Source organism: Pseudoalteromonas sp. KJ63-1 (assembly GCF_055808145.1).
The window spans coordinates 1,384,769-1,408,766 of sequence record NZ_CM147855.1; the positions used below are offsets into that span (position 1 = coordinate 1,384,769).

Consider the following 23,998-nt stretch of genomic DNA (forward strand, 5'->3'; position numbering starts at 1 on the left):
TGTTACAAACCGAGACTATGAGGATTTATTAATGCAAAAAAGTGTGATATCGCAAGTTCAATTAGGGCGTTCTTATGCTAAAACATGGCCAATGCGTAAAGAGGTCGCGCCATTATTTGCAGAATTTAAAGTGATCAGAGCCACTGAGCTTGCAATCACAGTAATGCCAATATTAGCCATGCTGACCCTGTTTTTTCAGATTAATTATTTAGGCTCAGATTTTCTGCCCCAAGCGATTGCCAGTAGTCTGTTTTTTATCTCGTTGCCATTACAAGGGCTTTTATGGTTGGGTAAACGTGCGCAAACTGAATTAGAGCCTGCTATGCAGCAATGGTATAACGAGTTATTTGCAAAAATGGTTGCTAACGGTTACGACGCGCAAATGGGAAAAAACAAGCCCCGCTATTTGGAGCTTGCCGAATTACTAAAAGATATGTTCGATAAAATGGATAAAACGTTTACTAAAGAGCAGTTTTAGTAAATTGCGTAATGTAAAATGACAATGTGACGCTATGCTGTTGTTTTTGCTCAAGTGCTTGCCAATGTTCTGGTCTAAACTTCCACGCAAATGGCGTCATCATAATTAAGTTCTTAACATCGTTAAATGTAAGCGATACCTGCTCTGTGATTAATTGTTGCGATGTATTTTCAAAGCCCGCAGGTGCTGCTATTTGTGTGTGCTCGTTTACGTTGCTATAAATATAATCTTTTAGTTCTTTCAAATGAGTTGGGCCTGGGCTTGCCACAATTAAGCAACCATTATCTTTGACCAGACGTGCAAGTTCACTGTCAAATAAAGGCGCAAATACACTAACCAAAACGTCAGCAAGGTGATCATCAAAAGGCGCTTGGCTAATTGAAGCAACGCTAAAGTGGCATTGTTTGTAACGTTTTGCCGCATACTTTACTGCCGACTTTGATATATCAACACCGTATACGTTAGCCTGGCTGTTATTAGCAATAGCGTGAGTATAAAATCCTTCACCACACCCCAAATCAATCATTATGTCGGCATTAAGTGGCTTAACAATATTGGCTAAAGCCGTTTGTAAAAAGCCATAATAACCTTGTTCTAAAAATGAACGCCTAGCTTGTACCATTTCCAACGAATCGCCAGGCTGTTTAGAATTTTTGTTTTGTACAGGCAGTAAGTTTACATAGCCTTCTTTGGCAAAATCGAAGCTGTGATTATTATCGCATCGTAATGTTTTATCATTGAGTGCTAGTGGCTGTTTACAAATAGGGCAATGGTAATGAAGACTCATGAGCCTAAATAGTCCTTATCAAAAAAAGTTTTTACCCAATGTGGGCGATAGGTGATCAGTACAGTGATTGCCATACCGTTTAGCATAGCTTCAGGAAAGGCCAAAATAGGACTTAGATAAATATAATTCTCGCTTAGCTGATGCCAACTATATTCACCTATTGCGTAATAAAAAGCACCACCGAGTATAATGTTAATACAGGCAACAACACCCGCTGTTAAAAAGCTACAAACAAATATATAGATAAAAAAGTGCCGTGCTAAATAGTGATAACAGACAATAAAAACTAAATAGCTCAATAACACCGGTATAAAGGCACTAATAATGAGTTTTAATGCTACTAATTCTAGTGCTATTTGTCCAAAAGCAGTTAAAAGTGCTGTTGCGAGTACACAACTTAAAATAGCAAGGCGCCACCCCAGTGTTAGGGTTACAGCGGTTATACCTAATATATGCAGATCGAGACCGGGCAAAATACCGGCCTTGATACGCCATAATAAAGCGAGCACCAGCGCACAAGCAAATACACCTGTTTGTCTTGCTGGAGTATTAAATAAGTGACTGTATGTTGACTTGTTAATGCTTAAAAAGCCGATAACGATGACAACAATCCACAGTAACCCTTGTAATTGCGCGCTCAACATAATCGTTAATTAAACTCTGACCAAATAGGCGCATGATCTGAAGGTTTATCGATAGCACGCAGTTCATAATCTATGCCTGTGTCGATACAACGAGCCGCTAAGTCATGCGTTGCCAGTACCACATCAATTCGTAGACCGCGGTTATCAACAAATCCTTTTGAACGATAGTCAAACCAGGAGTATTGGTCGTTAATTTCTGGGTTTTGTTCTCTAAAGGTGTCTTTAAAGCCCCAATTTAATAAGGTAGCAAGCCACTCACGTTCAACAGGTTGAAATGAACATTTACCCGTTTTTAACCAACGTTTTGCGTTTACTTCACCAATACCAATATCTAAATCGGTAGGGGAGATATTAATGTCACCCATAACAATTACATCTTGGTCAGGAGTGAAATGGCTATTTAGATGAGTCATTAAATCTTGATAAAATTGACGTTTGTAGGGGAACTTAGTTTCGTGATTAATGTTATCGCCTTGTGGGAAATAGCCATTCATTACATGTAAGTCACGGCGATTTTCTTGTTCTACAGTGACGCTAATCATCCGCTTTTGCGACTCATCGGTGTCGGTAGTGAAGCCTTTTAATACCGATTTAGGCTCTTTTTTGCATAACATTGCCACACCGTAATGGGCTTTTTGCCCATGAAAATAAACGTGGTAACCCATCTTTTGTACATCATCTAGCGGAAACGCTTCATCGTGTACCTTGATCTCTTGAAGACCGATAATATCTGGCTGGTGTTTATCAATAATAGCTTGTAACTGGTGTAGACGAGCGCGCAGGCCATTGATATTAAAAGAAATCACTTTCATAAAGTTAACCTTCAAACTTATTTTCATTGTTAGCTAAATTGTATCAGCATTTAGAGCGACATAACATGACTGAAATGAGAAAATAACTGCACAATTGTTGCTCAATTACTGCTTAATGTTTAAACATTGTAAATGCATTATTAAATAACAAAATAAATAAAATATTCAATTGATATGTTAAAAGTTGTCTATATAATGCGCAGAAATCGTTTGTTTAACTCGTTCAAATAGGACTACCCCTGATGAAAACTCAATTACTTTTAGCTGCCTCTCTTTTTGTTTCTGTTACTGCTTCTGCACAAAGCAATACATACTTTAGCAAAGACAACAAATTAGAGTCTAACTTGTGTGTAGTAAGCGCCAATGAAGGTTTTTCAGCTGCACGTAAAATGGCTGCAAAGCATGGTATGTACTTATCGCGTTATTCAAAAAGTATCCTATGTAATGGTCAAGATATCCGCGATATAGCTAAAAAAGAATCAGCGGTTCAAGTCGCTTCATCTAAAGTTGAAGTATTTGCAAAAGATTCACATCAAGAAACACAGTTATGTATGACTGCATTAAAGCAAGGCTTACAACCAGTACGTAAGCAAATTGGCAACTTAAACACATTAAAGTGTAATGGCCAAAACGTAACTGATTTTGTAAAGCGTTACCAAGACGCTGCAATCTAAATTACCGTATTTGATATAAATAGCTCGGTTCTTACCGAGCTTTTTTTTGCAAAAATTACCACAGTAGTTTGCAAAAATTGCATTATCGAATATCGCAGCACAAGAGTGTTTTTTAAGTTGTTGTTTTTATTGGGTTATAATTCTGGCATCGTATTTGTATCATTTGAGTTGAAATTTATTAATTTACAAGGATACGTCTAATGAAAAAATTAACGATAGCTTCTACTATTTTAGCCGCATTGAGCTTAGCTGCATGTTCTTCAAATCAGGGTTTAGAAAAAATTGACAGTGATTTTGCAAGCTTAGATAACGATAGCGATGGTTTTATCTCAAAAACTGAAGCTGACGATGATAGTATTTGGCAACACTTTTCAAATATAGATACAAATATAGATAATCAAATAAGTCGTACTGAATATGACGCTTATATGCAGCTAAATGCTGGTAAAGTTGCAACTGATAGTGAAGTAAGTGAGTCTGCATTTAAAGCTGATATTGCGAAGTTTGATAAAATAGAAAATGACTTCAAAAGCTTAGATAATGACAGCAACGGCTTTATTTCAGTTACTGAAGCTGACGATGATGATATTTCAAATCACTTTGGCTACATGGACAGCAATAAAGATAAACGAGTAAGTAAAAAAGAGTTTAATAGCTATATCCAAAAGCATGGTGATTCTGTTGCAGAAGACGATGCACTTGAGCAATTTAAAAATAGCTAAATCACATTATTAAATACACTTGATACCAAGCCAGTGTTTTTCACTGGCTTTTTTTATACCTATAAAATGTTATTTTATTAATATGTTTTCCTAGTTTGCCGTTGTTCTGTCATAATAGATGGCTGTGTGTTTTTATTAACTTTAGAGTGATTATGGTTGGTCGGCGAATTAGTGATGAACAATTAATTGAAATCATTGAAGCGGCGATTTTCGTGGCAGACAAGCCCGTATCAAAACGTCATCTTAAGGACATGGTTTTAAACGACTTAGCAATTTCTATGGCGCGCATTAATGATGCTGTAGAGGCCATTCAAATTCACTATCAGACGCGTGGAATACGTTTAGTTGAGGTAGGGAGTGGCTATCGTTTTCAAGCGTGCAGTAGTTTAAGCCCATGGTTGAGTAATTTATGGCAAGAACGTGCGCCTAAGTACTCGAGAGCTTTACTCGAAACCCTGTCGCTAATTGCCTATAAACAACCCATTACTCGTGGTGAAATTGAGCAAGTACGGGGTGTAGCAACTGGCTCAAATATTATTAAAACCCTGCTTGAAAGAGAGTGGGTTAAAGTAGTTGGGCATAAAGAAGTACCCGGTAAACCGGCACTTTATGCAACGACTAAACAATTTTTAGATTATTTTTCGATAACGGGACTTCATGATTTACCCGCATTGCCAGAGCAACAGCAAAGTAAAATTACCCAGTTATTAAGTGATCCTTCTGTGAGAGAACCATCCAAATGAGTATACAAGGTGAAAAGTTACAAAAAGTCCTAGCCCGTGCAGGGGTAGGTTCACGCCGTGAAATGGAAAAATACATCGACGCTAACCGCGTGAGTGTAAATGGTAAAGTGGCGAAATTAGGTGACAGGGTTGAAGAAACCGATTTGATTCGTGTGGACGGTCACACTGTTAAAATTGAAGAAAAAGCTGACAGAATTTGTCGTGTGATTATGTACAACAAGCCTGAAGGTGAACTAAGCACCCGTAAAGATCCTGAAGGGCGTAGAACTGTATTTGATCGTTTACCCCGTATTGATGGTGACCGCTGGATAGCGGTAGGGCGATTAGATGTGAATACGTCAGGGCTAATGCTTTTTACTAATGACGGTGAATTAGCGAATCGCTTAATGCACCCGAGTTACGAAGTTGAACGCGAATACTCAGCTCGTGTATTTGGTGAAGTGACTGACGAAACGATGAAAAACTTACTTCGCGGTGTAGAGCTTGAAGATGGTCCGGCTAAATTTACCGGCATAAAGCCTATGGGCGGTGAAGGAATTAACCGCTGGTACAACGTAACACTTAATGAAGGTCGTAATCGAGAAGTTCGTCGTCTATGGCAATCACAAGATGTGGAAGTATCACGCCTAATTCGTATACGCTACGGTAAATTAGAGCTTGATAAGCGTGTACCACAAGGTGGTTGGATTGAGTACGATTTAGACACAGTTAACTATTTACGTAAAACAGTTAAACTTGGTAAAGAAACGCAAACTAAGCTGTCGGTTATCCCTGAAAAACGCAAAGATAAGCGCGCTAAAATAAATCAAATTCGTAAGGCGGTTAAAAAGCATAATCAACGTGTAAAACCGACTAAACGTAAGTAATCAAAGCATAAAACAACAAAGCCGCTTTTTACAGCGGCTTTTTACGTTTAAAACTAAATATTACTTTTTAGCTTGTGCATCTAACGATTGGCCATTTATATCTTTTGAGTCATCGCTCATTAAGTACAGATAAGTTGGCATTAGATCTTCAGGTGTCGCCAGTAAATCTCGATCTTCGCCCGGGAATGCGCTTGCTCGCATTGACGTACGGGTTGCACCTGGGTTGATACAGTTTACACGAATCGGCGTTTTTTCAACTTCACACGCCCATGTTTGCATCATACCTTCTACTGCAAATTTAGAAATTGCATAAGGTCCCCAAAACTCTCTTCCTTTGCGACCCACACCCGAAGAAGTAAATACTACAGAGGCATTCTTTGACTTTCGCATTACAGGGAATAGTGCTTTAGTGATCATCGCTTGTGCGGTGACGTTTACTTTCATCACATTTTCAAATGTTGATGAACAAAAATGTTCTAACGGCCCTAAAGTACCTAAAATACCTGCGTTATTTAATAGTCCATCTAAGCGGCCAAATTGGCTCTCGATAGTTGCAGCTAAATCACGATAGTTTTGTTTAGTTGCACCTTTTATGTCCATAGGCACAATAGCGGGCTGCGGGTAGCCAGCATTAATGATTTCGTCATACACACATTCTAATTTATTAGTTGTTTTTCCTAATAAAATAACGGTTGCACCATGTTTTGCATAGGTAATAGCTGCGACACGGCCAATCCCATCACCTGCGCCTGTGATCAAAATTATTTTGTCTTTAAGTGCGTTTTCAGTTGCTTGATAGGTATGCATAAAAGTACCAATGTTTAAATTTTTATTGATTTTAACATAGCAAATCGACAAGTAATCGAATTTATTGCAAATTTAGGTGGCGAAACCAGAAACTTTAAGTTAGATTTAACTGGTCTAATGTCTCATTAATATACTAGCTACATTAAATTAACTTAATTACACTGACTATAAACACACTATAAAAATAAGATTTGTGCGGAGAACACTATGAAAAAAATGCTACTCTCGCTCTCAGTTGCAGCTGCATTAGCAGGCTGTGGCGGCGGAGAAACGTTAGAAGATGTTAAAAACAATTCAGTTACAGTTATTCCCAAAGCGACGGTAAAATTTGACCCTGCAAATGGTGTTATTTCGGTTCCTAATGATTTATTAATGAGTGGCACCCTAGATGGTACTATAAATATTCCAGGGGAGTTAAATAGCGAAAATGTTTCTATCCCTAGAACTGCCTATGCAGATCCGCAACTAGCAATAGGAGCACTTGATGGCTGGTCTACTCAAGTGCCATTCAAAATTGATCTAACCTTTCCACCGGGCATTAGCCTTGATGAAACGTCTGCAGCTTCACCAGGCTCTGTACGTATTTTTGAAGTTATCATGGGTGCAAGCCTAACTGATGCCGAATGTTCGCAAGCACCAGCCGGTGCAGCATGTAAATTAGTAGGCGAATTGACCTTTGGCGTGGACTTTGTAACCCAAGCTTCTGGTGACGCAGTAGCTATTGTCCCACTTAAGCCTTTTAAAGCCGGTAGTTCATACATTAATGTGTTAACGACTGGACTGAAAGATTCAGAAGGTCGCTCGATTGAACCATCTTCAACTTATGCCACTGTTAAACAAGAAGCGCCTTTAGTAACGCCATCACAACTTGCGCTGCAAGGGGCTGTTAATAGCTACGAAAACGTAGTGGTTAGCTCTGGTGATATTACCAAAGACGATATTATTTTTTCTGCTGCCATGACAATGCAATCAGCAGGACCAGTGCTTGGCACGATTAAAAAGGTTTTAGCAGCAAGCCTAACAGAGCCAACAATTCCAACCCCTGCGTTGCAAATTCCAACTCAGCCAATGGCTAACGTACAACAAGCTTTTGCATTGCAGGGTGTTACCGTGCCCGATATATTCCAAGTTGCACAATATCAAAAAGGCAGCATCCAGCTACCTATGTATTTAGGTACACCTACGGGTAAAGAGATCAGTGATCTAAATGATACTTACTGGCAAGGTATGTGTGACAGTGCCGTTGCTATTTTAGGTTACAAAGCGCAAGCTGGTGAAGCGTTCCCAACCGATCCCATTAGCACTAACGATGCGATGTGTGCTGCTTTGAGTGATGGACAGCTTCGTGATTTAGGGCTTGATAGCACTAAACACTTAACTAAATATAACTCACTTCCTAAAATGCAAAGCATGGCGAATGTGCCAGTACAAATTACCAAGCCGATTTTACCGGTTGTTAATGCATACCGTTCAGGTTTAGGTTTAGAGCCATTTACTGCTATGCCAGCAGGTGGTTGGCCTGTAGTTATTATGCAACATGGTATTACCACGCAAAAAGAAAGCATGTTGACACTAACAGCGCAGCTTTCATTACAGGGTTTTGCCACAGTTGCAATTGATCATCCTCGTCATGGTGAGCGTGGTGTAGATGTTGATGTAGACGGTAACGATGATTTTAACGCAACAACAGGCTCTGTACTTAGCTACATGAACTTGAGCTCTTTACTGGTCGCCAGAGATAGTTTACGCCAGTCAAGTGCTGACTTACTTGGTCTACGTTTAGGCTTAAATTTCAGTGGTGACAGTTCACTAAATTCTACTGATGTATCTTACATTGGCCATTCACTAGGCTCAATTGTAGCACCTGCATTTATTGCACAAACGAATAGCCCATTAGCCGAACAAGTAGATCCATTATTTAAGGTTAACGCTGTAGCATTAGCAAGCGGCGGCGGTGGTATTGCTAGCTTCTTGTTAGAATCAGCAGCATTTGGACCATTTATTCAAGGTTCTGTGCTTTCTCAAGCAGGAACTGCTGAAGCTGATGAGTTTAATGCATTCTTAAACGCTGATGCTTTATCAAACTGTGGTGCTTTGTTACCAGACATGCAGGACTTCTTGAGCTGTGGCTTTAATGAGTTTGCAGCATCGCTAACTATGGCGGGTGAAACTGATAAACTAGCTAATATAAAGGGCGTAATGACGCAGTTTGTATTTGCAGCACAAACAGCATTAGATAGTGGCGATCCTACTAACTATGCTGCAACGGTTAAAGCACTAGAAACACCTGTTTACATGAATGTTGTGGTAGGTGATGGCACAGAGAATAACAAGCCAGACCAAGTTATTCCGCCGATGACTGCCAGCAATCCAATTGCAGGTACTGTTCCTCTAGCTAACTTTATGGGGTTAGAAACGGTGAGTACAACTCAAGCGCCAACAGAGATGGGCTCTAGCTATTTAGTTAAATTTAACACAGGTCATCATGGCTCTGTGTTAACACCGGCGCAAGATGAAAGACAGTCGACTACAGTAGCGGGTAGCGCAGCAGCAAATGCAGAAATGCAATTGCAAATTGCAACTTACCTAGTATCACGTGGACGTTTATTATCTGTATCAGATACTGATATTGTGACTAATTAGTAGCCAACCACTCAATTAAGTCTAAAAAGCCACTGTTAAGTGGCTTTTTTTGCTTTAAAGCATGCTAAATTGACTGAAATTTATAAACGGAGAATACAGTTGGAATTTTTATACGAGTACGGTTTGTTTTTTGCTAAAACCATTACCTTTGTTATTGCTATCGCTGTCATTTTAACCTTAATTGTAAGCTCGGCTGTTAAGCCAAAAGCAAAAAAAGGTGAGATTGAAATTGATGATTTATCGGAGCAACTTACCAATATAAAAGAAAGTTTTTTAAATAATACGCTAGGTAAAAAAGAGTTAAAAGCCTATCAAAAGCAACAAAAACTAGAGCAAAAAAAAGCTGAAAAAGATGAGCCTAAATCACGACTCTACGTTATTGATTTTAATGGTAGTATGGATGCGCATGAAGTAGAAAGTTTGCGCGAAGAAGTGACTGCGATTATTTCAATCGCGGACCCTAAAAAAGATAAAGTGCTAGTTCGTCTTGAAAGTGGTGGTGGCGTGGTACATGGCTACGGGTTAGCTGCATCACAACTACAACGTTTTAAGTCAGCTGGTATTGAGTTAACCGTATCAATAGACAAAGTTGCTGCTAGTGGTGGCTACATGATGGCCTGTGTGGCAGATCATATTATTGCCGCGCCGTTTGCAATTGTTGGCTCTATTGGTGTGATTGCACAAATTCCAAACTTTAATAAAATCTTGAAGAAAAATGATATTGATTTTGAACAAATTACGGCGGGCGAATTTAAACGTACGCTAACACTTTTTGGTGAAAATACCGATAAAGCCCGTGAAAAATTTCGCGAAGAGATAGAGCAAACCCATGTGTTATTTAAAACCTTTGTGAGCACACAGCGTCCCAGTTTGAATATGGACTTAGTGGCAACGGGTGAACATTGGTTTGCAACCCAAGCGATTGAAAAAGGCTTAGTTGATACCATTAAAACCAGTGATGATGCCTTACTAGAGCAGCAACATCAGCATCAAATATACAAGGTGCAATATAAAATTAAAAAAGGGCTAAGTGATAAGCTTGCAATAGGGCTCAGCCATGGTGTGAATAAGGCAGGAGTGAGTTTAATGTCAAAATTTAAGGCGTTAAACCCTTAATAATTTCATAGCTTATACATAATAAAAAAGCCTTGTTACTTAATGAAGTAGCAAGGCTTTTTTTATAACTTAAGATAGAAGCTGTTAATCAATTGATTTGTGATAGTCTTCTAAATCTTTAGCTGCATTAGGGTCGTTGAAAATACTTTCATCTAGTTCACCCTCACTTTTAGCCACAACACAGGTTACCATACAGTCGCCTGTTACATTTACTGCGGTTCGGGTCATATCAAGTAGTCTATCAACACCTATTATAATTGCGATTCCTTCAACCGGTAGGCCTACTTGGTTAAGTACCATGGCCAGCATAATTAAACCAACGCCAGGAACACCCGCTGTGCCAACCGAGGCAAGCGTTGCTGTTAGTATTACCATTAAGTAATCAGAAATAGTTAAATCAACACTAAATACTTGAGCAATAAATACCGTAGCCACACCTTGCATAATTGCAGTGCCATCCATATTAATGGTTGCGCCTAAAGGTATAGTAAATGAAGCGACAGAGTTATTAGCCCCTAGCTTCTTCGTTGCAGTCTCAAGGGTGATAGGCATAGTTGCGCTGGAACTTGAGGTACTAAAAGCAAATAAACAGGTGTGTTTCATTTTAGCTAAGAAAGTAAGCGGGTTTAGGCCTGTAAGTATTTTTAGCAGCAGAGTGTAGTTTACGAATGCATGTAATAACAGGGCTAAAACAACCACGCCAAAGTACTTAGCTAAGCTCACAATTAAGTTAAGTTCGATGGTAGTAAATAACTTAGCCATTAAGAAAAATACGCCGTAAGGAGCAATATTCATTAATAAAGTAACTAGTTTTAAGATAACGGTGTTCAAGTCTTCAAATACTGTTGCTACACGTTTGCCTGCTTTACCGCTAAGTGCCATTGCAATACCAAATAATAAAGCAAACACAATAACTTGTAGCATATTTCCTTTGGCCATTGCTTCAAATGGATTGGTTGGGAACATATCAATAATAACGCGAGCTAAAGTAGGCGCTTCTTTTGCGTCGTAGCTTGCTTGCGAAGGTAGCCCAATCCCTTCACCTGGGTTAAATAGTAACGCCAGTGAAATTGCTACTGTGATTGCGATCGCTGTGGTAACCAAATATAGACTAATCGATTTTCCACCTAAACGACCTAATTTTTTAGGATCGCTTAAACTACAAGTACCGCACACAAGCGACACAAAGACGAGGGGAACAACTAGCATTTTTAAGCTAGCTATAAATATTTGTCCACCTACATGGAAAAGGCCATCAACAAAAAAGGCTTTAATTGGCAAAGAGAATAACCCAAGAGGGATTAGGTAATCGTCTTCACCAGCTAATATAGCCTGAAATATAAAGCCTACTGCAACACCAAGAACCATACCAATCATGATGCGAGTAGTTAAACTCATCGAACGGATTTTAGACATATTTCCAATCTATTTTTTATAAATTTGGCATAGACTAACAGCATGTAATTTTTTTTACAGAAAAAACGTCAACTTTTTTAAAAATTTTTATCGCAAAAAGAAGTAAAAAACTGAGATTTTAGACTAAGTTATAGGTTAACATTAAGTAAATAAGTTTAACTTAGTAATAGCGCATTGGAGAAACATATGCCTTTAACCCGTTTGCTTAGCATTATATTGCTCAGCTCATTACTCATCGCTTGTGGCGGTGGTGGCTCACTTGAGAAGACAGGAACCGTTGGTGGGGATACTGGAGGCGACAATGCCGTACTAGATACCCAAGTTGAACTTAATTTTGAAGATCGTATCGTTACCGCTAACAATCCGCTTGAGGTCGTTGCGACTGTAACTGACAGTGATGGACAACCCGTTGTTCGTCAAGAAGTTAGTTTTACTACAACACTTGGTTCTTTCATACCTGCTACAGCAAGCGCATTAACAAATACAAGTGGTGTTGCAACTATAGAGCTCAGTGCAGGCAGTGTTGAAGGAGCAGGAACCATTGTTGCAAGCTACGAAGGCTCAACAAGCAAGCTCGGTTTTTATACCGCCGGTGACGAGCCGCAATCTAACGACGATGCTGCAAATATTGACATTAAAATCTTACAAAACTGTCCTGATAGTTGGTTAAATATAGATAGAGATTCTTTTGAACTTGATCCATCAGATTGTTCGCAAAATAGTAATTTACTGGGTCAGCAAGCGATTGTTTATGCAAAAATCACAAAACCTGGTAGTAATAAGCCAGCCAGCAATGTGTTAGTTCAAGCGACAACCACGCTAGGCATTTTATTACCTGAAAGCTTAACGGCTAAAACTGATGCGTTTGGTGTGGCTATTTTGAATTTATTGCCTGGCAGTAGCTCAGGTGTTGGCCAAGTTGAATTAACCGCACAGGGCGGAGTTGCGAGTGCTTTATTTGAAATTAACGCTGTTCAAGTAAATGTAAATCTAAGCGCAGGTATTGCTACCGGTGATGTACTATCTGCCGGCTCTACCACGATTATTACGGCTCAGATTGTAGACGGTAGTAATAATGTATTTACTACCCCGCTGGAAGTGCAATTTACTTCTGCTTGCGCAGAAGAATCTACCCCCAGAGCCACTATCGATAATGTGGTAACGAGTATCGGTGGTACGGCAAGTGCAACATACAAAGCTGATGGCTGTAATGGTATAGATACGATTACCGCGACCGTAGTTACAGGTGGTAATGTTGCAACAAAAACCATAAACATCAATGTAGCTGCGGCTCAAACAGGTTCAATTGCGTTTATGGGGGGGACTAATCAAGTATTAGCTATTAAAGGAGCGGGCGGTCAAACCTTGACTGAAAATTCAGAGCTCACCTTTAAGCTCTTAGATGTAAATGGAAATCCAGTGGGTCAAAAGCAAATTGATTTTGCACTTTCACAAAACCCCGGTGGTGCTTTATTAGATAGCGCATTTCAATTTACTAACAATGAAGGTTTAGTGACTGTAAACGTTCGCTCAGGAAAAGCTGCTGGTATTTTATCTGTGATTGCCTCACATCAGATTGACAGTAGCGATACCTCACAAAATAGTGTGATCTCTATTGTCTCTAATGACATTACTATTACGACTGGTGTTCCAGATCAGGATAGTTTCACGCTTGCAGTGCAAACCTTTAATACCGAGTCATTAAACGAAGCTGGGGTGACTACAGACTTAACCGTATTTGCAGCCGATCATTTTAATAATTTTGTACCAGATAACACGGCAATTTATATTGCCAGTGAAGGTGGTGCAGTTGGCACTATTGATGATGAACAATTTACACCTTTATTACTTTGTCGCACCATAGACGGTGTGTGTAAAGCTCAGTGGCGTAGTCAAAACCCAATTCCATACCATTACAGCATTTACAATAATTCTGTTGCAGATAAATGCGACCGTTATTTTGGACAATCTGCACCTTGTACTTTAGGTATCAGAGAATCACAACTCGACGCAAATGGTAACTTAATTAATTATTTAGATAGCAATGGCGATCCAATTGCGCTAACTGATGCGCCTAATAACGCGCCAATTGATTATCCACTTGGTGGGCGTGTTAGTTTGCTTGCTTATTCTGTGGGTGAAGAGTCATTTAATGATGTATCTGCCAACGGTGAATTTAATCAAAACGAGTTTGACTCAACTTTACAAGATTTACCTGAAGCTTTTATAGATTTTAATGAAAATGGGGTGTTTGATGGGAATTTACCAGCCCCAACAAATCCTGTGGATTCTAATGGTGGTGAAGATGAGTGGTACGTGGAACGCTCAGGTGCACAAGATAATGGCCAGTATGACAGTGGTGATGGTATATACAATGGCTTATTATGTAGTGATGAAGCCCTAGCTGCAAATGCATGTACCCGCGAAACAGTAAATGTGCGCGCTCGTTCAGAGTTAGTTATGTCAGGTAGTACACCTTACATAAGAGCTGTAACGGCTTTAAATAACTGTAGTTTAAGTGATGGTATTCGCTTAGAAGCTTCTGATATGGCAGGTATGTGCGACATAAACCTTATTGATATCAGCAATTCAACACCTTACAGCGCGATTTCAGTGACTATTTTCTTCAGTGACATTCATAATAATCCACTGCCTGCGGGTACTACAGTGAGCGTTACTGCCGACAATGGTGTATTAAGAGGGTTAACAGATTACACCGTGGTTAATACTGCACAAAAAACGCCAATCTCTGTCTCAGTTAATATTACTAAAGAGGCTGAGCCAAATGATGTTGATTCTGGGTTTTTATACATTGAGTTTGAAACGCCTGGTGGTGTAAAAACACAATATACCGTGATGTCGATTTTAGACGAATCTAAGGTTTAAAATATGTGAAGGATAAAAAATGCCAACCAATAAGGTTGGCATTTTTGTTTCTATTCTATATATTCCACATCAATTATTCAAAAAACGCTGGTTTGTTTAAATTAACAACAGAAATTGTTTGTTTATTCAGTAAATACTGAAAAGTTTGTATTAAAAGCTTGTAAGAACTAGTGTTTGTAGATATACCTATAAATATTCGCGCCGCATGAGTCGGCTAAACACATTTAAAAAACTAGGTTAGAAATAGGCAACTATGGGCAAATCGCTAGTAATTGTAGAGTCACCTGCTAAGGCTAAAACAATTAATAAATACTTAGGTAATGATTTTATCGTGAAGTCCAGTATTGGGCACGTACGAGATTTACCTACATCAGGATCAGGCAAAAACAAAGTACCAGCAAGCAAAACACCTGCTGAGGTTCGTAAAATGCCACCTGATGAGAAAGCAGCGTATAAACAGCAACGTGACTATTCTAACTTAGTCGCGCGTATGGGCATTGATCCCGAAAAAGGGTGGGAGCCACATTACGAAGTATTGCCGGGTAAAGAAAAGGTTGTTCAAGAATTACAAAAGCTTGCCCAAAATGCTGATCAAATCTATCTCGCAACGGATTTGGATAGAGAAGGGGAAGCAATTGCTTGGCATCTTCAAGAAATCATTGGTGGCGAACCTGAAAAGTATAAGCGCGTTGTGTTTAACGAAATCACTAAAAATGCAATACAACAAGCGTTTGAAACTCCGGGTGAATTAAACACCGATATGGTTTTTGCACAGCAGACTCGTCGTTTCTTAGACCGCGTTGTTGGTTTTATGGTCTCGCCTTTATTGTGGGCCAAAGTTGCACGAGGTTTATCTGCAGGACGAGTTCAATCTGTTGCAGTGCGTTTATTGGTAGAACGCGAACGTGAAATTAAAGCGTTTATTCCTGAAGAGTTCTGGGATATTCATGCAGACGTTAAAAATAGCGAGTCAGACTTACGTTTAGAAGTCACTAAACAAGCAGACAAGCCATTTAAGCCTGTAAATGAGGCACAAGCTACAGCAGCAGTTAAAAGCCTTGAGAATGCCGAATATAAAGTTGTAAGCGTTGAAGAAAAACCAAGTAAGAGTCGCCCAAGTGCGCCATTTATTACTTCAACCATGCAACAAGCCGCCAGTACTCGACTCGGTTATGGCGTTAAAAAGACCATGATGCTTGCGCAGCGCCTATATGAAGGTGGTTATATTACCTATATGCGTACCGATTCAACTAATCTATCAAAAGATGCGGTTGAGATGTGTCGTGAGTATGTAACCAATGAGTTTGGTGCAAAATATTTACCTGCTGATCCAATTAACTATAGCTCAAAAGGCAATGCACAAGAGGCGCACGAAGCGATTCGTCCTTCTAGCGTATCGGTACTTTCAGGGCATGTTGAAGGTGTTGATGCCGATGCTAAAAAGCTTTATGAGCTTATCTGGCGTCAGTTCGTGGCTTGTCAAATGGTGCCTGCTGAATACGACTTAACCACATTAACCGTTGCCGCCAATGATTTCACATTAAAGGCAAAAGGCCGTGTGCTTCGCTTTGACGGTTGGACAAAAGTACAGCCAGCAGTGCGTAAAAAGAACGAAGAAGATCAATCACTTCCTGCTGTTAAGCAAGGTGAAGTTCTCACCTTAGTTGAGCTTGATCCTAAGCAGCATTTTACCAAGCCGCCAGCACGTTTTAGTGAAGCGAGCTTAGTTAAAGAACTTGAAAAACGTGGCATTGGCCGTCCTTCAACTTACGCGTCTATTATTTCGACAATACAAGATCGTGGTTATGTACGAGTAGAGAATCGTCGCTTTTTTGCTGAAAAAATGGGTGAAATTGTTACCGATCGCCTAGTTGAAAACTTTACAGATTTAATGAACTTTGACTTTACCGCTAAAATGGAAGGTCGTTTAGATGATATCGCCGAAGGCGAGCGTGTTTGGACGCAAGTTCTCGATAAGTTTTATGCCGATTTTTCAACCCAGTTAAACATTGCTAAAGGCGAACCAGATGAAGGCGGCATGCGTCTTAATCAAATGGTAGAAACCGATATTGACTGTCCAACCTGTGGCAGAAAAATGGGCATTCGTACTGCTTCAACGGGCGTATTCTTAGGCTGTACAGGTTATAACCTGCCACCTAAAGAGCGCTGTACTACCACTATGAATTTAGTGTCGGGTGATGAAGCGGTTGCAGCTGATGTTGAAGACGTTGAGACAGAAACATTAATGCAAATGAAGCGCTGTCCTATTTGTGAAACAGCGATGGATTCATACCTTATCGATGAAACCCGTAAATTGCATGTGTGTGGTAATAACCCAGCATGTCAGGGGCATGTTGTTGAAGAGGGTACCTTTAAAATTAAAGGCTACGACGGCCCTATTATCGAATGTGATAAATGTGGCGCTGATATGGAATTAAAATCAGGCCGATTTGGTAAGTATTTTGGTTGTAACAACGATGAATGTAAAAATACACGTAAGTTGTTAAAAAATGGTGAAGCTGCGCCACCAAAAGAAGATCCAGTTCATATTCCTGAATTAGAATGTGAAAAGTCTGAAGCGTATTTTGTATTACGTGATGGCGCGGCTGGTATTTTCTTAGCAGCAAATACGTTCCCTAAATCACGAGAAACACGTGCTCCTAAAGTAGAAGAGTTACAACGCTTTAGAGATCGTATTTCGCCTAAGTTTTACTACCTAGCTGATGCACCAGCCAAAGATCCTGATGGCAACCTTGCTGTTGTGCGTTACAGTCGTAAAAACAAAGTCCAATATGTGATGACTGAAGTTGATGGTAAAGCAACTGGTTGGACGGCCCATTACGAGGGTGGTAAATGGGTAGAAGAGGCTAAGAAAAAAGCTGCGCCTAAAAAGAAAGCTGCAGCTAAAAAAGCGCCAGCTAAAAGTAAAGCTAAAGCCAAACCAAAAAAAGATGATGAATAATTAATTATTCATCGCTTTAATAATAAAAACCCGGAACGCACAGCCTGTGACAGTTCCGGTTTTTTTTGCATTATCAAACCTATGCAATGGCATTTTTAATCTGACTTTTTATTTTACAGAGTTAAAATGTAACCAATTTAGGTTTGAACTGCTCAATTATTCATTAAATCTTAACAGCAGTGACTTTGTTATAGCCTTCAGATGTTAGTTCATCATTCACACACTTTAAAACATAGTTATAAATTGCTTCATCGCTTACGTCGTCTTCTTTAGCCCAGCTAATACACATTTCTGTGAACTCTTGAATCGTTTCGGCTGAAGCGTCTGTAGTATCGCTTGTAACTGCATTTGCAGCTGATAAAACGAAAAATGGTGCAACGATTAACGCGAGTAATGCTTTATTCATTTTCTTATTCCTAAAAATGGAGTAACAATCGAATTATGCATTCAAATAATGCCTACATAAAACAAGTGTAACCAAGCCAGAACATCTCTGTTGGTAAACTGATTTTTAATCACAATTCACACAAAGGAAAACGAAATATTTTTATCGTCAGGATAAGCATATTGCGTACCTACTTTTAGGCTGAAGTGATTGTGTTAGCGTTTAATTTAAGCTAATGTCGCGTTTTAATTTTTAGGTGCCCCTATGTCAGAGCCACACACAAATAATACAAATAAAAAAATACATCCTGTTCATAAAGTAGAGCATGCGCTTGAGTCGTTTATATTTAAAGGACGCTGGTTACTTGCCCCATTTTTTGTAGGCTTATTATTTGCTGTGGTTTTATTACTTATAAAGTTTTTTAAACAGCTATATTTGATGGGGATAGCGACGTTTACTGCTAGTAATCAAGAGTTGTTGGTTGGTATATTAACGTTAGTTGATACTGCTTTGTTAGCAGGTTTGCTGTTGATTATTATTTTTAGCGGCTACGAAAACTTTGTCTCTAAGCTTAATATCGAGAATCATGAAGACCGCCCAGTATGGATGGGCAAGGTCGGGTTTTCTGGTTTAAAAATGAAGCTGATCAGTGCAATAGTGGCCATTTCAGCCGTTGAGCTGTTAAAGGTCTTTATAAGTTCTGCGTCTCATTCTAATGATGAACTACTCTGGAAAGTGCTGATCCATGTAACGTTTGTGGTATCAGGTGTACTATTTGCTTTTACTGATTATTTAAATAGTAAAACAATTAACCACTAAAAATTTGCTATAAAAAACCCGAGCAATGCTCGGGTTTTTTTACTTATAAATGCTAACAATTAACTGCAGCGGGCGTAGTAGCAGCCAAAAGGTTCAATAGTTAGTGTTGCATTGTTAAGCTGTGCATTGTGATGAGAAAGCGTGTTATGTTCTTTTTCAACACTAACATCAATAACAAGCTCTGCTTTTGCCCCGCTTAAATTGAATACACACAACATCTTTTCTTCGTTTAATGTGCGGTAAAACGCCAAAATTGGCTCGGCGGTTTGTATAAACTCAATATCACCTTTAAGTAGTACCGGCTGGTTTTTACGCCAAGCCATAAATTCACGGTACGCGTTTAATATTGAGTTTACATCATTCTCTTGTTCAGCAACTGCTTGTAGCCTGTGTTGTTGATCAACAGGTAACCACGGTTTTACCTCACTAAATCCTGCATTGTGTGGATTGCTTTGTGAGTTATCTAGGTTCTCCCAAGGCATTGGGGTACGACATCCATCACGACCTTTAAAGTTTGGCCAAAAAGTTATGCCGTATGGGTCTTGTAAATCTTCAAACGCAACGCTGGCTTCACCGAGTCCGAGTTCTTCACCTTGATACATACACACGCTGCCACGAAGTGAAGCGAGTAGAGCAGTCAACATTTTACATTGCGCTGGGTTTACCTCTCCCGTTTCACTCCAACGGCTAGCAACACGTTCTACGTCATGGTTGCTAAATGCCCAGCAAGGCCAGCCTTCAGTCATGCGTTGCTCAAGTGTAGTAACGGTGTTTCTTATATACTCGCTCGAGTAATCATCCGTTAATAGCTCAAAGCTGTAACCCATGTGCAGTTTATCGCCACCTTGGGTGTATTCTGCCATTGTGGCTAATGAATCTTCAGATGAAATTTCACCCAGTGATACGGTACCAGGGTACTTGTTGAGTAAAGTACGAATATCACGCATAAACTCTATGTTTTCAGGCTGGGTATTATTGTAGTAATGGTACTGAAATGCATACGGATTATCTTCGCTAAAGCCACGGCCTTGACGTTTTTCTTTTGGTTTAGCTGGGTTATCACGAAGCAAAGCGTCATGGTAGCAAAAGTTAATTGCGTCTAACCTAAAGCCATCCACGCCTTTTTTAAGCCAGAATTCAACATTATCTAGAACGGCTTGACGAACTTCAGGGTTATGAAAGTTAAGATCAGGCTGTTCAGTAAAAAAGTTATGCAAGTAGTATTGTCCACGACGCGGCTCCCATTGCCATGCACCACCACCAAAAATAGACAACCAATTATTAGGTGCTGTGCCATCTTCTTTAGCATCGGCCCATACATACCAGTCGGCTTTGTCGTTAGTTAAGTCTTCACGGCTATCAATAAACCATTGATGTTGATCTGAGGTGTGGCTTAGCACTTGGTCAATAATAATTTTAATGTCGCGTTGATGTGCTTGTGCAATTAACTCATCAAAATCAGCTAAATTACCAAAAAGCGGGTCAATATCACGGTAGTCGCTAATATCATAACCAAAATCTTTCATAGGCGATTTAAAGAAAGGTGAGATCCAAATAGCATCTACCCCTAAGCTTTTAATGTAATCAATACGATTTATTATTCCTTTTAAGTCACCAATGCCATCGTTGTTGCTATCTTGAAAGCTACGCGGATAAACCTGATAAATAACCGCACCTTTATACCATTGCTTTTGGGCCATGCTTTTCTCCGTTTTCACACTGTCTTTGTGTTGTTCTTTTTTAGAGGTAATAATCCTCGTTTATTTGAAAAAGCATACTTGAAGCCTGTCATGCTGTAAAAATCCTGCATACGTATGCACCTATTTGAAGGCATTAAAACAAGGTGTACAAATCATTAAGACAAGCGTTTTGGGTCGTGGATTATTCTTATTTTACTTTACCAATTCTAATATTGAGTTGTTAATTTATTGTTTGCGCCATGTAGGTGCGTAAAAACAAAGGTGTGCACTGAGTTGGTGTTTTTTAGTATTGGTCTTACCAATTTAATTTGAATAGATAGTGTGTTTAATAATAAATTAAAAAATAAAATTACTTTGTTTCACTTTATTATCGTTTTATGAATGGCTTATTTCCTAAAAAAATAAATAAAGGTTATCGTCAATCTCATAAAGTATAATTGCATCAAAATAATCTATTGTAAAACAGTTGCTTACATATTTGGTTGTAAATTTAATGTTAACTTTGGCTGTGTAATGCTATTTTGAATACGTATGCATAAAGTTGTTAATAAAATAATACGAGCGTTAATATTCATCCTGACAACAAAATAAGCTCGCATGTTTAACTATCACTTAAACAAGTAAGCGGGTATCACATTATGGGTAACGGGAAAACATTATGGCTATGTTCAAACCAAGTATATTAACGCTAGCATTAACTGCTGCCGGACTATCAAGCTTTGCCACCACCGCGGCACAAGAAGAAACGATAAAAAATGATGATGTAGAAATCATCGAAGTAAAAGGTTTTCGCGGTAGTGTTGTTGAATCAATTAATACTAAGCGTTTTTCAACACAGGTTGTTGAGTCAATCTCTGCAGAAGACATTGGTAAACTTCCAGACTCATCTATTGCAGAGTCAATCGCACGTTTACCAGGTTTAACAGCCCAGCGTCTTGATGGTCGTGCTAGCCGTGTAAGTGTTCGTGGTTTTAGCGAAAACGAAAGCGCAACAACCTTTAATGGCCGTGAGCAGGTATCTATTGGTGACAACCGTGGTGTTGAGTTTGACCTTTACCCATCAGAAATAATGAGCGGTGTTACTGTTTATAAAACGCCAAGTGCTAGCATTGAAGCTGAAGGCATTGCCGGTGTTATCGACATGCAAACGGTAAAGCCTTTAAGTAAAGGTGAACAAGTGATCATGTTTAATGGTCAGTATGAGCAAACTAGCTTTGATAAATTAAACCCGGATGGCGATGACAAAGGCTTTCGTGGCACCGTTTCATACATAGACCAGTTTGCAGATGACACTATAGGTGTAGCATTTGCTTACAACACAATGAGTTCTCCAAACCAAGAAAAACGCTGGAATTCTTGGGGTTACCCTGAGTTTACAGGGAATGATGGCCAAAACTATTCAATTTTAGGCGGCGCTAAACCTTTCGTACGCTCATCAACACTTGAACGTGATTCAGCGATGCTAGTAGTGGAAGCTGCACCAAATGATCGTTTAAACATGACGTTTGATGCGCTATATGTAGATTTTAATGATGAAAAAATCTTACGTGGTATTGAAGTTCCTTTCGCCTGGGGTCAAGGTAGCATCGACCCAAATAGTGTTACTGTAGATGAGCAGTCTGGCTTTATTACCAGTGCAGTAACCGAAGGTCAACGTGTTGTTGTTCGAAACGACTATGAAGAGCGAAAAGCAGAGCTATCACAATTTGGTTTTAATGCAAAATACGATATTAACGATGATTGGTCTGTTGAGTTTGATGCAAGCCGCTCAAAAGTAGATCGTACTATTTGGAGTATTGAAAGTTATTCAGGTACTGGCCGTGGCGATGCAAACGGTATTGCTGATAACATAGGGTATGCATTTGATGGTGGAAATACGGGTGCACAATTTACTCATCAGCTTGATTACAGCGACTACGACTTAATTCAGTTAGGTGGCCCCTTATCTTGGGGTGGCAGTGCTGCGCTAAATAACAAGTACGGCTTAAATGACACGGCTTATCAAAATACCGCACAAGATGGTTTTATTAATGCACCAGAGATTAGCGATGAGCTTTCAACGCTTAAGTTAGCGGCCAGTAAAGTACTTGAAAACGAATACTTTAGCCGTATTAATTTTGGTTTATCTTACCGCGACCGTGAGAAAGTAAAACAGTCTGAAGGCTACTTCATGACTTTAAAAGATTTCTCTTTAGATAATCCAGGCATGGTATCAGTACCAGAGCAATACCGTCTAGGTTCGGCAAGTTTAGACTTTATTGGCATGGGTGACATGATTGCTTATGACACTAACGGCCTAGTAAATGATGGTTATTACGATCTACTGCCAGAAAGCTTAACGGATCAAAAGCACTTAACCCGTTCGTGGACAGTTCAAGAAGAAGTTACCGCTGCATTTATTCAAGCAGACATTAACGCTGAAATTGGTGGCATACCGGTAACAGGTAATGTAGGTATACGTTATGTTCGCACTGAGCAGTCATCACAAGGCTTTGAAGCATCAAATATTAATGGTTTAGTTATTGCGTCACCTACTGATATTAGCCACGACTATTCAAATGTATTACCAAGCTTAAACTTATCTTTTGCAATTGACCAAGAGCAAACAATTCGTTTTGGTGCGGCTAAAACAATTTCTCGTGCTCGCCTTGATGAAATGCATGCATCGATTGAAACAAGTTATAACAGCGAAAAGCCAGACGAAAATGGTAACTACTGGTCTATTTCTGGTGGTAATGCAGAGCTTGAACCAAAAGAAGCAACAGGCTTTGATTTAACATACGAAAACTACTTTGATGCAGAAGGTTACTTTTCAGCAGCGTTATTTTATAAAGACATTGACCAATGGATTTTTGATGAGCGTTACGATGTTGATGTAACAGGTAAAGAAGACCCTGCAACAGGCGAGTTGCCTCCAGCAGACAGAAATACAGCTACTCGTTCAAGTAAAGTGAATGGTGGCGACGGAAGTTTATGGGGCTATGAGCTTTCATTATCATTCCCGTTCAGTGTATTACATGAGTCGTTAGAAGGTTTTGGTTTAATTGCGAGCCACACCAGCGTTGAGCAAGACTTGCAAGATCAAAACGGAAATGATTACGAACTACCAGGTTTGTCAGATAAAATTGATAGCCTAACTGTGTACTTCGAACGCAATGGTTTCCAAGCACGTACCAGTATGCGTAAACGTAGTGACTTTAAAGGTGATATCTACGGTTCAGGTTTTGCAACACAACAAGTTGATATACTTGGCGAAACTATTTGGGATGCGCAAGTAGGCTATGACTTTGCTGATTCAGGTATTGCTGGTTTTGAGAACTTATCAATGACGTTCCAAATTCAAAACATTACCGAAGAAGCGTTCACATCATTGCAAGGCGATAATGCACTGCAAGTGCGTGACTACCAAGACTATGGCCGTACATACTTACTCGGTGTAAGCTACAAGCTATAATAAGTTTTGTATTAAGAAGCCCTTGTAATTAGTTTTACAAGGGCTTTTTTATAGCTACTTTACCTAAGTTTTATCAACCTTTAT

General features: G+C 39.4%; 18 protein-coding genes. 11 read left to right on the forward strand and 7 right to left on the reverse strand.

Annotated features, from left to right (window positions below):
• Positions 1 to 31 precede the first annotated feature (31 nt).
• Entirely contained in the window at positions 32 to 478 is a 447-nt protein-coding gene (gene yfbV / locus AC0L7Q_RS06480) for a terminus macrodomain insulation protein YfbV (protein WP_138604877.1), read from the forward strand.
• On the opposite strand, the gene rlmA is transcribed toward yfbV, so the two are convergent.
• From rlmA to xthA, 3 genes are read right to left on the reverse strand one after another with little or no spacing between them, the layout of a single operon-like run.
• Positions 462 to 1,265, reverse strand: a complete 804-nt coding sequence (gene rlmA, locus AC0L7Q_RS06485; protein WP_409425277.1) for a 23S rRNA (guanine(745)-N(1))-methyltransferase — start codon at positions 1,263 to 1,265, stop codon at positions 462 to 464. The genes yfbV and rlmA overlap by 17 nt on opposite strands.
• Positions 1,262 to 1,909 (reverse strand): energy-coupling factor ABC transporter permease, encoded by a 648-nt coding sequence (locus tag AC0L7Q_RS06490; RefSeq protein ID WP_409425278.1) that lies wholly within the window; start codon positions 1,907 to 1,909, stop codon positions 1,262 to 1,264. The genes rlmA and AC0L7Q_RS06490 overlap by 4 nt, the downstream gene beginning before the upstream one ends.
• A 5-nt stretch (positions 1,910 to 1,914) precedes the next feature.
• Complete coding sequence (gene xthA, locus AC0L7Q_RS06495; RefSeq protein ID WP_413401838.1) at positions 1,915 to 2,721, reverse strand: exodeoxyribonuclease III; 807 nt, start codon at positions 2,719 to 2,721, stop codon at positions 1,915 to 1,917.
• Positions 2,722 to 2,963: 242 nt separating this feature from the next.
• Between xthA and AC0L7Q_RS06500 the strand changes: the two genes are divergently transcribed.
• The 4 genes from AC0L7Q_RS06500 to rluB all read left to right on the forward strand — a co-directional run bounded on the left by AC0L7Q_RS06500 (position 2,964) and on the right by rluB (position 5,726).
• Positions 2,964 to 3,395 (forward strand): exonuclease III, encoded by a 432-nt coding sequence (locus AC0L7Q_RS06500; RefSeq protein ID WP_138604873.1) that lies wholly within the window; start codon positions 2,964 to 2,966, stop codon positions 3,393 to 3,395.
• A gap of 200 nt (positions 3,396 to 3,595) precedes the next feature.
• Complete coding sequence (locus tag AC0L7Q_RS06505; protein WP_413401840.1) at positions 3,596 to 4,117, forward strand: EF-hand domain-containing protein; 522 nt, start codon at positions 3,596 to 3,598, stop codon at positions 4,115 to 4,117.
• 152 nt (positions 4,118 to 4,269) lie between these two features.
• On the forward strand, positions 4,270 to 4,860 hold the full coding sequence (gene scpB, locus AC0L7Q_RS06510) for an SMC-Scp complex subunit ScpB (protein WP_413401842.1): 591 nt from the start codon (positions 4,270 to 4,272) through the stop codon (positions 4,858 to 4,860).
• Complete coding sequence (gene rluB / locus AC0L7Q_RS06515; protein ID WP_008110001.1) at positions 4,857 to 5,726, forward strand: 23S rRNA pseudouridine(2605) synthase RluB; 870 nt, start codon at positions 4,857 to 4,859, stop codon at positions 5,724 to 5,726. Before scpB ends, rluB begins: the two co-directional genes overlap by 4 nt.
• Positions 5,727 to 5,786: 60 nt before the next feature.
• Here the strand turns inward: rluB and AC0L7Q_RS06520 are convergent, their stop codons facing one another.
• Positions 5,787 to 6,533, reverse strand: a complete 747-nt coding sequence (locus tag AC0L7Q_RS06520; protein ID WP_413401844.1) for a YciK family oxidoreductase — start codon at positions 6,531 to 6,533, stop codon at positions 5,787 to 5,789.
• 207 nt (positions 6,534 to 6,740) lie between these two features.
• Between AC0L7Q_RS06520 and AC0L7Q_RS06525 the strand changes: the two genes are divergently transcribed.
• Entirely contained in the window at positions 6,741 to 9,176 is a 2,436-nt protein-coding gene (locus AC0L7Q_RS06525) for a VolA/Pla-1 family phospholipase (RefSeq protein WP_198523075.1), read from the forward strand.
• 99 nt (positions 9,177 to 9,275) lie between these two features.
• Positions 9,276 to 10,292, forward strand: a complete 1,017-nt coding sequence (gene sohB / locus AC0L7Q_RS06530; protein WP_413401847.1) for a protease SohB — start codon at positions 9,276 to 9,278, stop codon at positions 10,290 to 10,292.
• Between the two features lie 84 nt (positions 10,293 to 10,376).
• Here sohB and AC0L7Q_RS06535 read toward each other — a convergent pair whose 3' ends face one another.
• Complete coding sequence (locus tag AC0L7Q_RS06535; protein ID WP_178955935.1) at positions 10,377 to 11,708, reverse strand: dicarboxylate/amino acid:cation symporter; 1,332 nt, start codon at positions 11,706 to 11,708, stop codon at positions 10,377 to 10,379.
• Positions 11,709 to 11,894: 186 nt separating this feature from the next.
• On the opposite strand from AC0L7Q_RS06535, the gene AC0L7Q_RS06540 reads away from it, so the two are divergent.
• Both AC0L7Q_RS06540 and topA read left to right on the forward strand, forming a co-directional pair.
• The gene (locus AC0L7Q_RS06540; protein ID WP_409425288.1) at positions 11,895 to 14,594 is read left to right on the forward strand and encodes an Ig-like domain-containing protein; all 2,700 of its coding nucleotides are present in this window, start codon (positions 11,895 to 11,897) and stop codon (positions 14,592 to 14,594) included.
• Positions 14,595 to 14,847: 253 nt separating this feature from the next.
• Complete coding sequence (topA, locus tag AC0L7Q_RS06545) at positions 14,848 to 17,556, forward strand: type I DNA topoisomerase (RefSeq protein WP_013464804.1); 2,709 nt, start codon at positions 14,848 to 14,850, stop codon at positions 17,554 to 17,556.
• 163 nt (positions 17,557 to 17,719) lie between these two features.
• On the opposite strand, the gene AC0L7Q_RS06550 is transcribed toward topA, so the two are convergent.
• Complete coding sequence (locus tag AC0L7Q_RS06550) at positions 17,720 to 17,962, reverse strand: hypothetical protein (RefSeq protein ID WP_178955939.1); 243 nt, start codon at positions 17,960 to 17,962, stop codon at positions 17,720 to 17,722.
• A gap of 243 nt (positions 17,963 to 18,205) precedes the next feature.
• Between AC0L7Q_RS06550 and AC0L7Q_RS06555 the strand changes: the two genes are divergently transcribed.
• Positions 18,206 to 18,760 carry a TIGR00645 family protein gene (locus AC0L7Q_RS06555; protein ID WP_138604863.1) on the forward strand — a complete coding sequence of 185 codons (555 nt, stop codon included), beginning with the start codon at positions 18,206 to 18,208 and terminating at the stop codon, positions 18,758 to 18,760.
• Positions 18,761 to 18,819: 59 nt separating this feature from the next.
• On the opposite strand, the gene AC0L7Q_RS06560 is transcribed toward AC0L7Q_RS06555, so the two are convergent.
• The gene (locus AC0L7Q_RS06560; RefSeq protein ID WP_413401850.1) at positions 18,820 to 20,460 is read right to left on the reverse strand and encodes an alpha-glucosidase family protein; all 1,641 of its coding nucleotides are present in this window, start codon (positions 20,458 to 20,460) and stop codon (positions 18,820 to 18,822) included.
• Positions 20,461 to 21,118: 658 nt separating this feature from the next.
• On the opposite strand from AC0L7Q_RS06560, the gene AC0L7Q_RS06565 reads away from it, so the two are divergent.
• A complete protein-coding gene (locus AC0L7Q_RS06565; RefSeq protein ID WP_413401851.1) occupies positions 21,119 to 23,914 on the forward strand; it encodes a TonB-dependent receptor in 2,796 nt (931 codons plus the stop codon).
• The last annotated feature ends 84 nt before the right edge of the window (positions 23,915 to 23,998 follow it).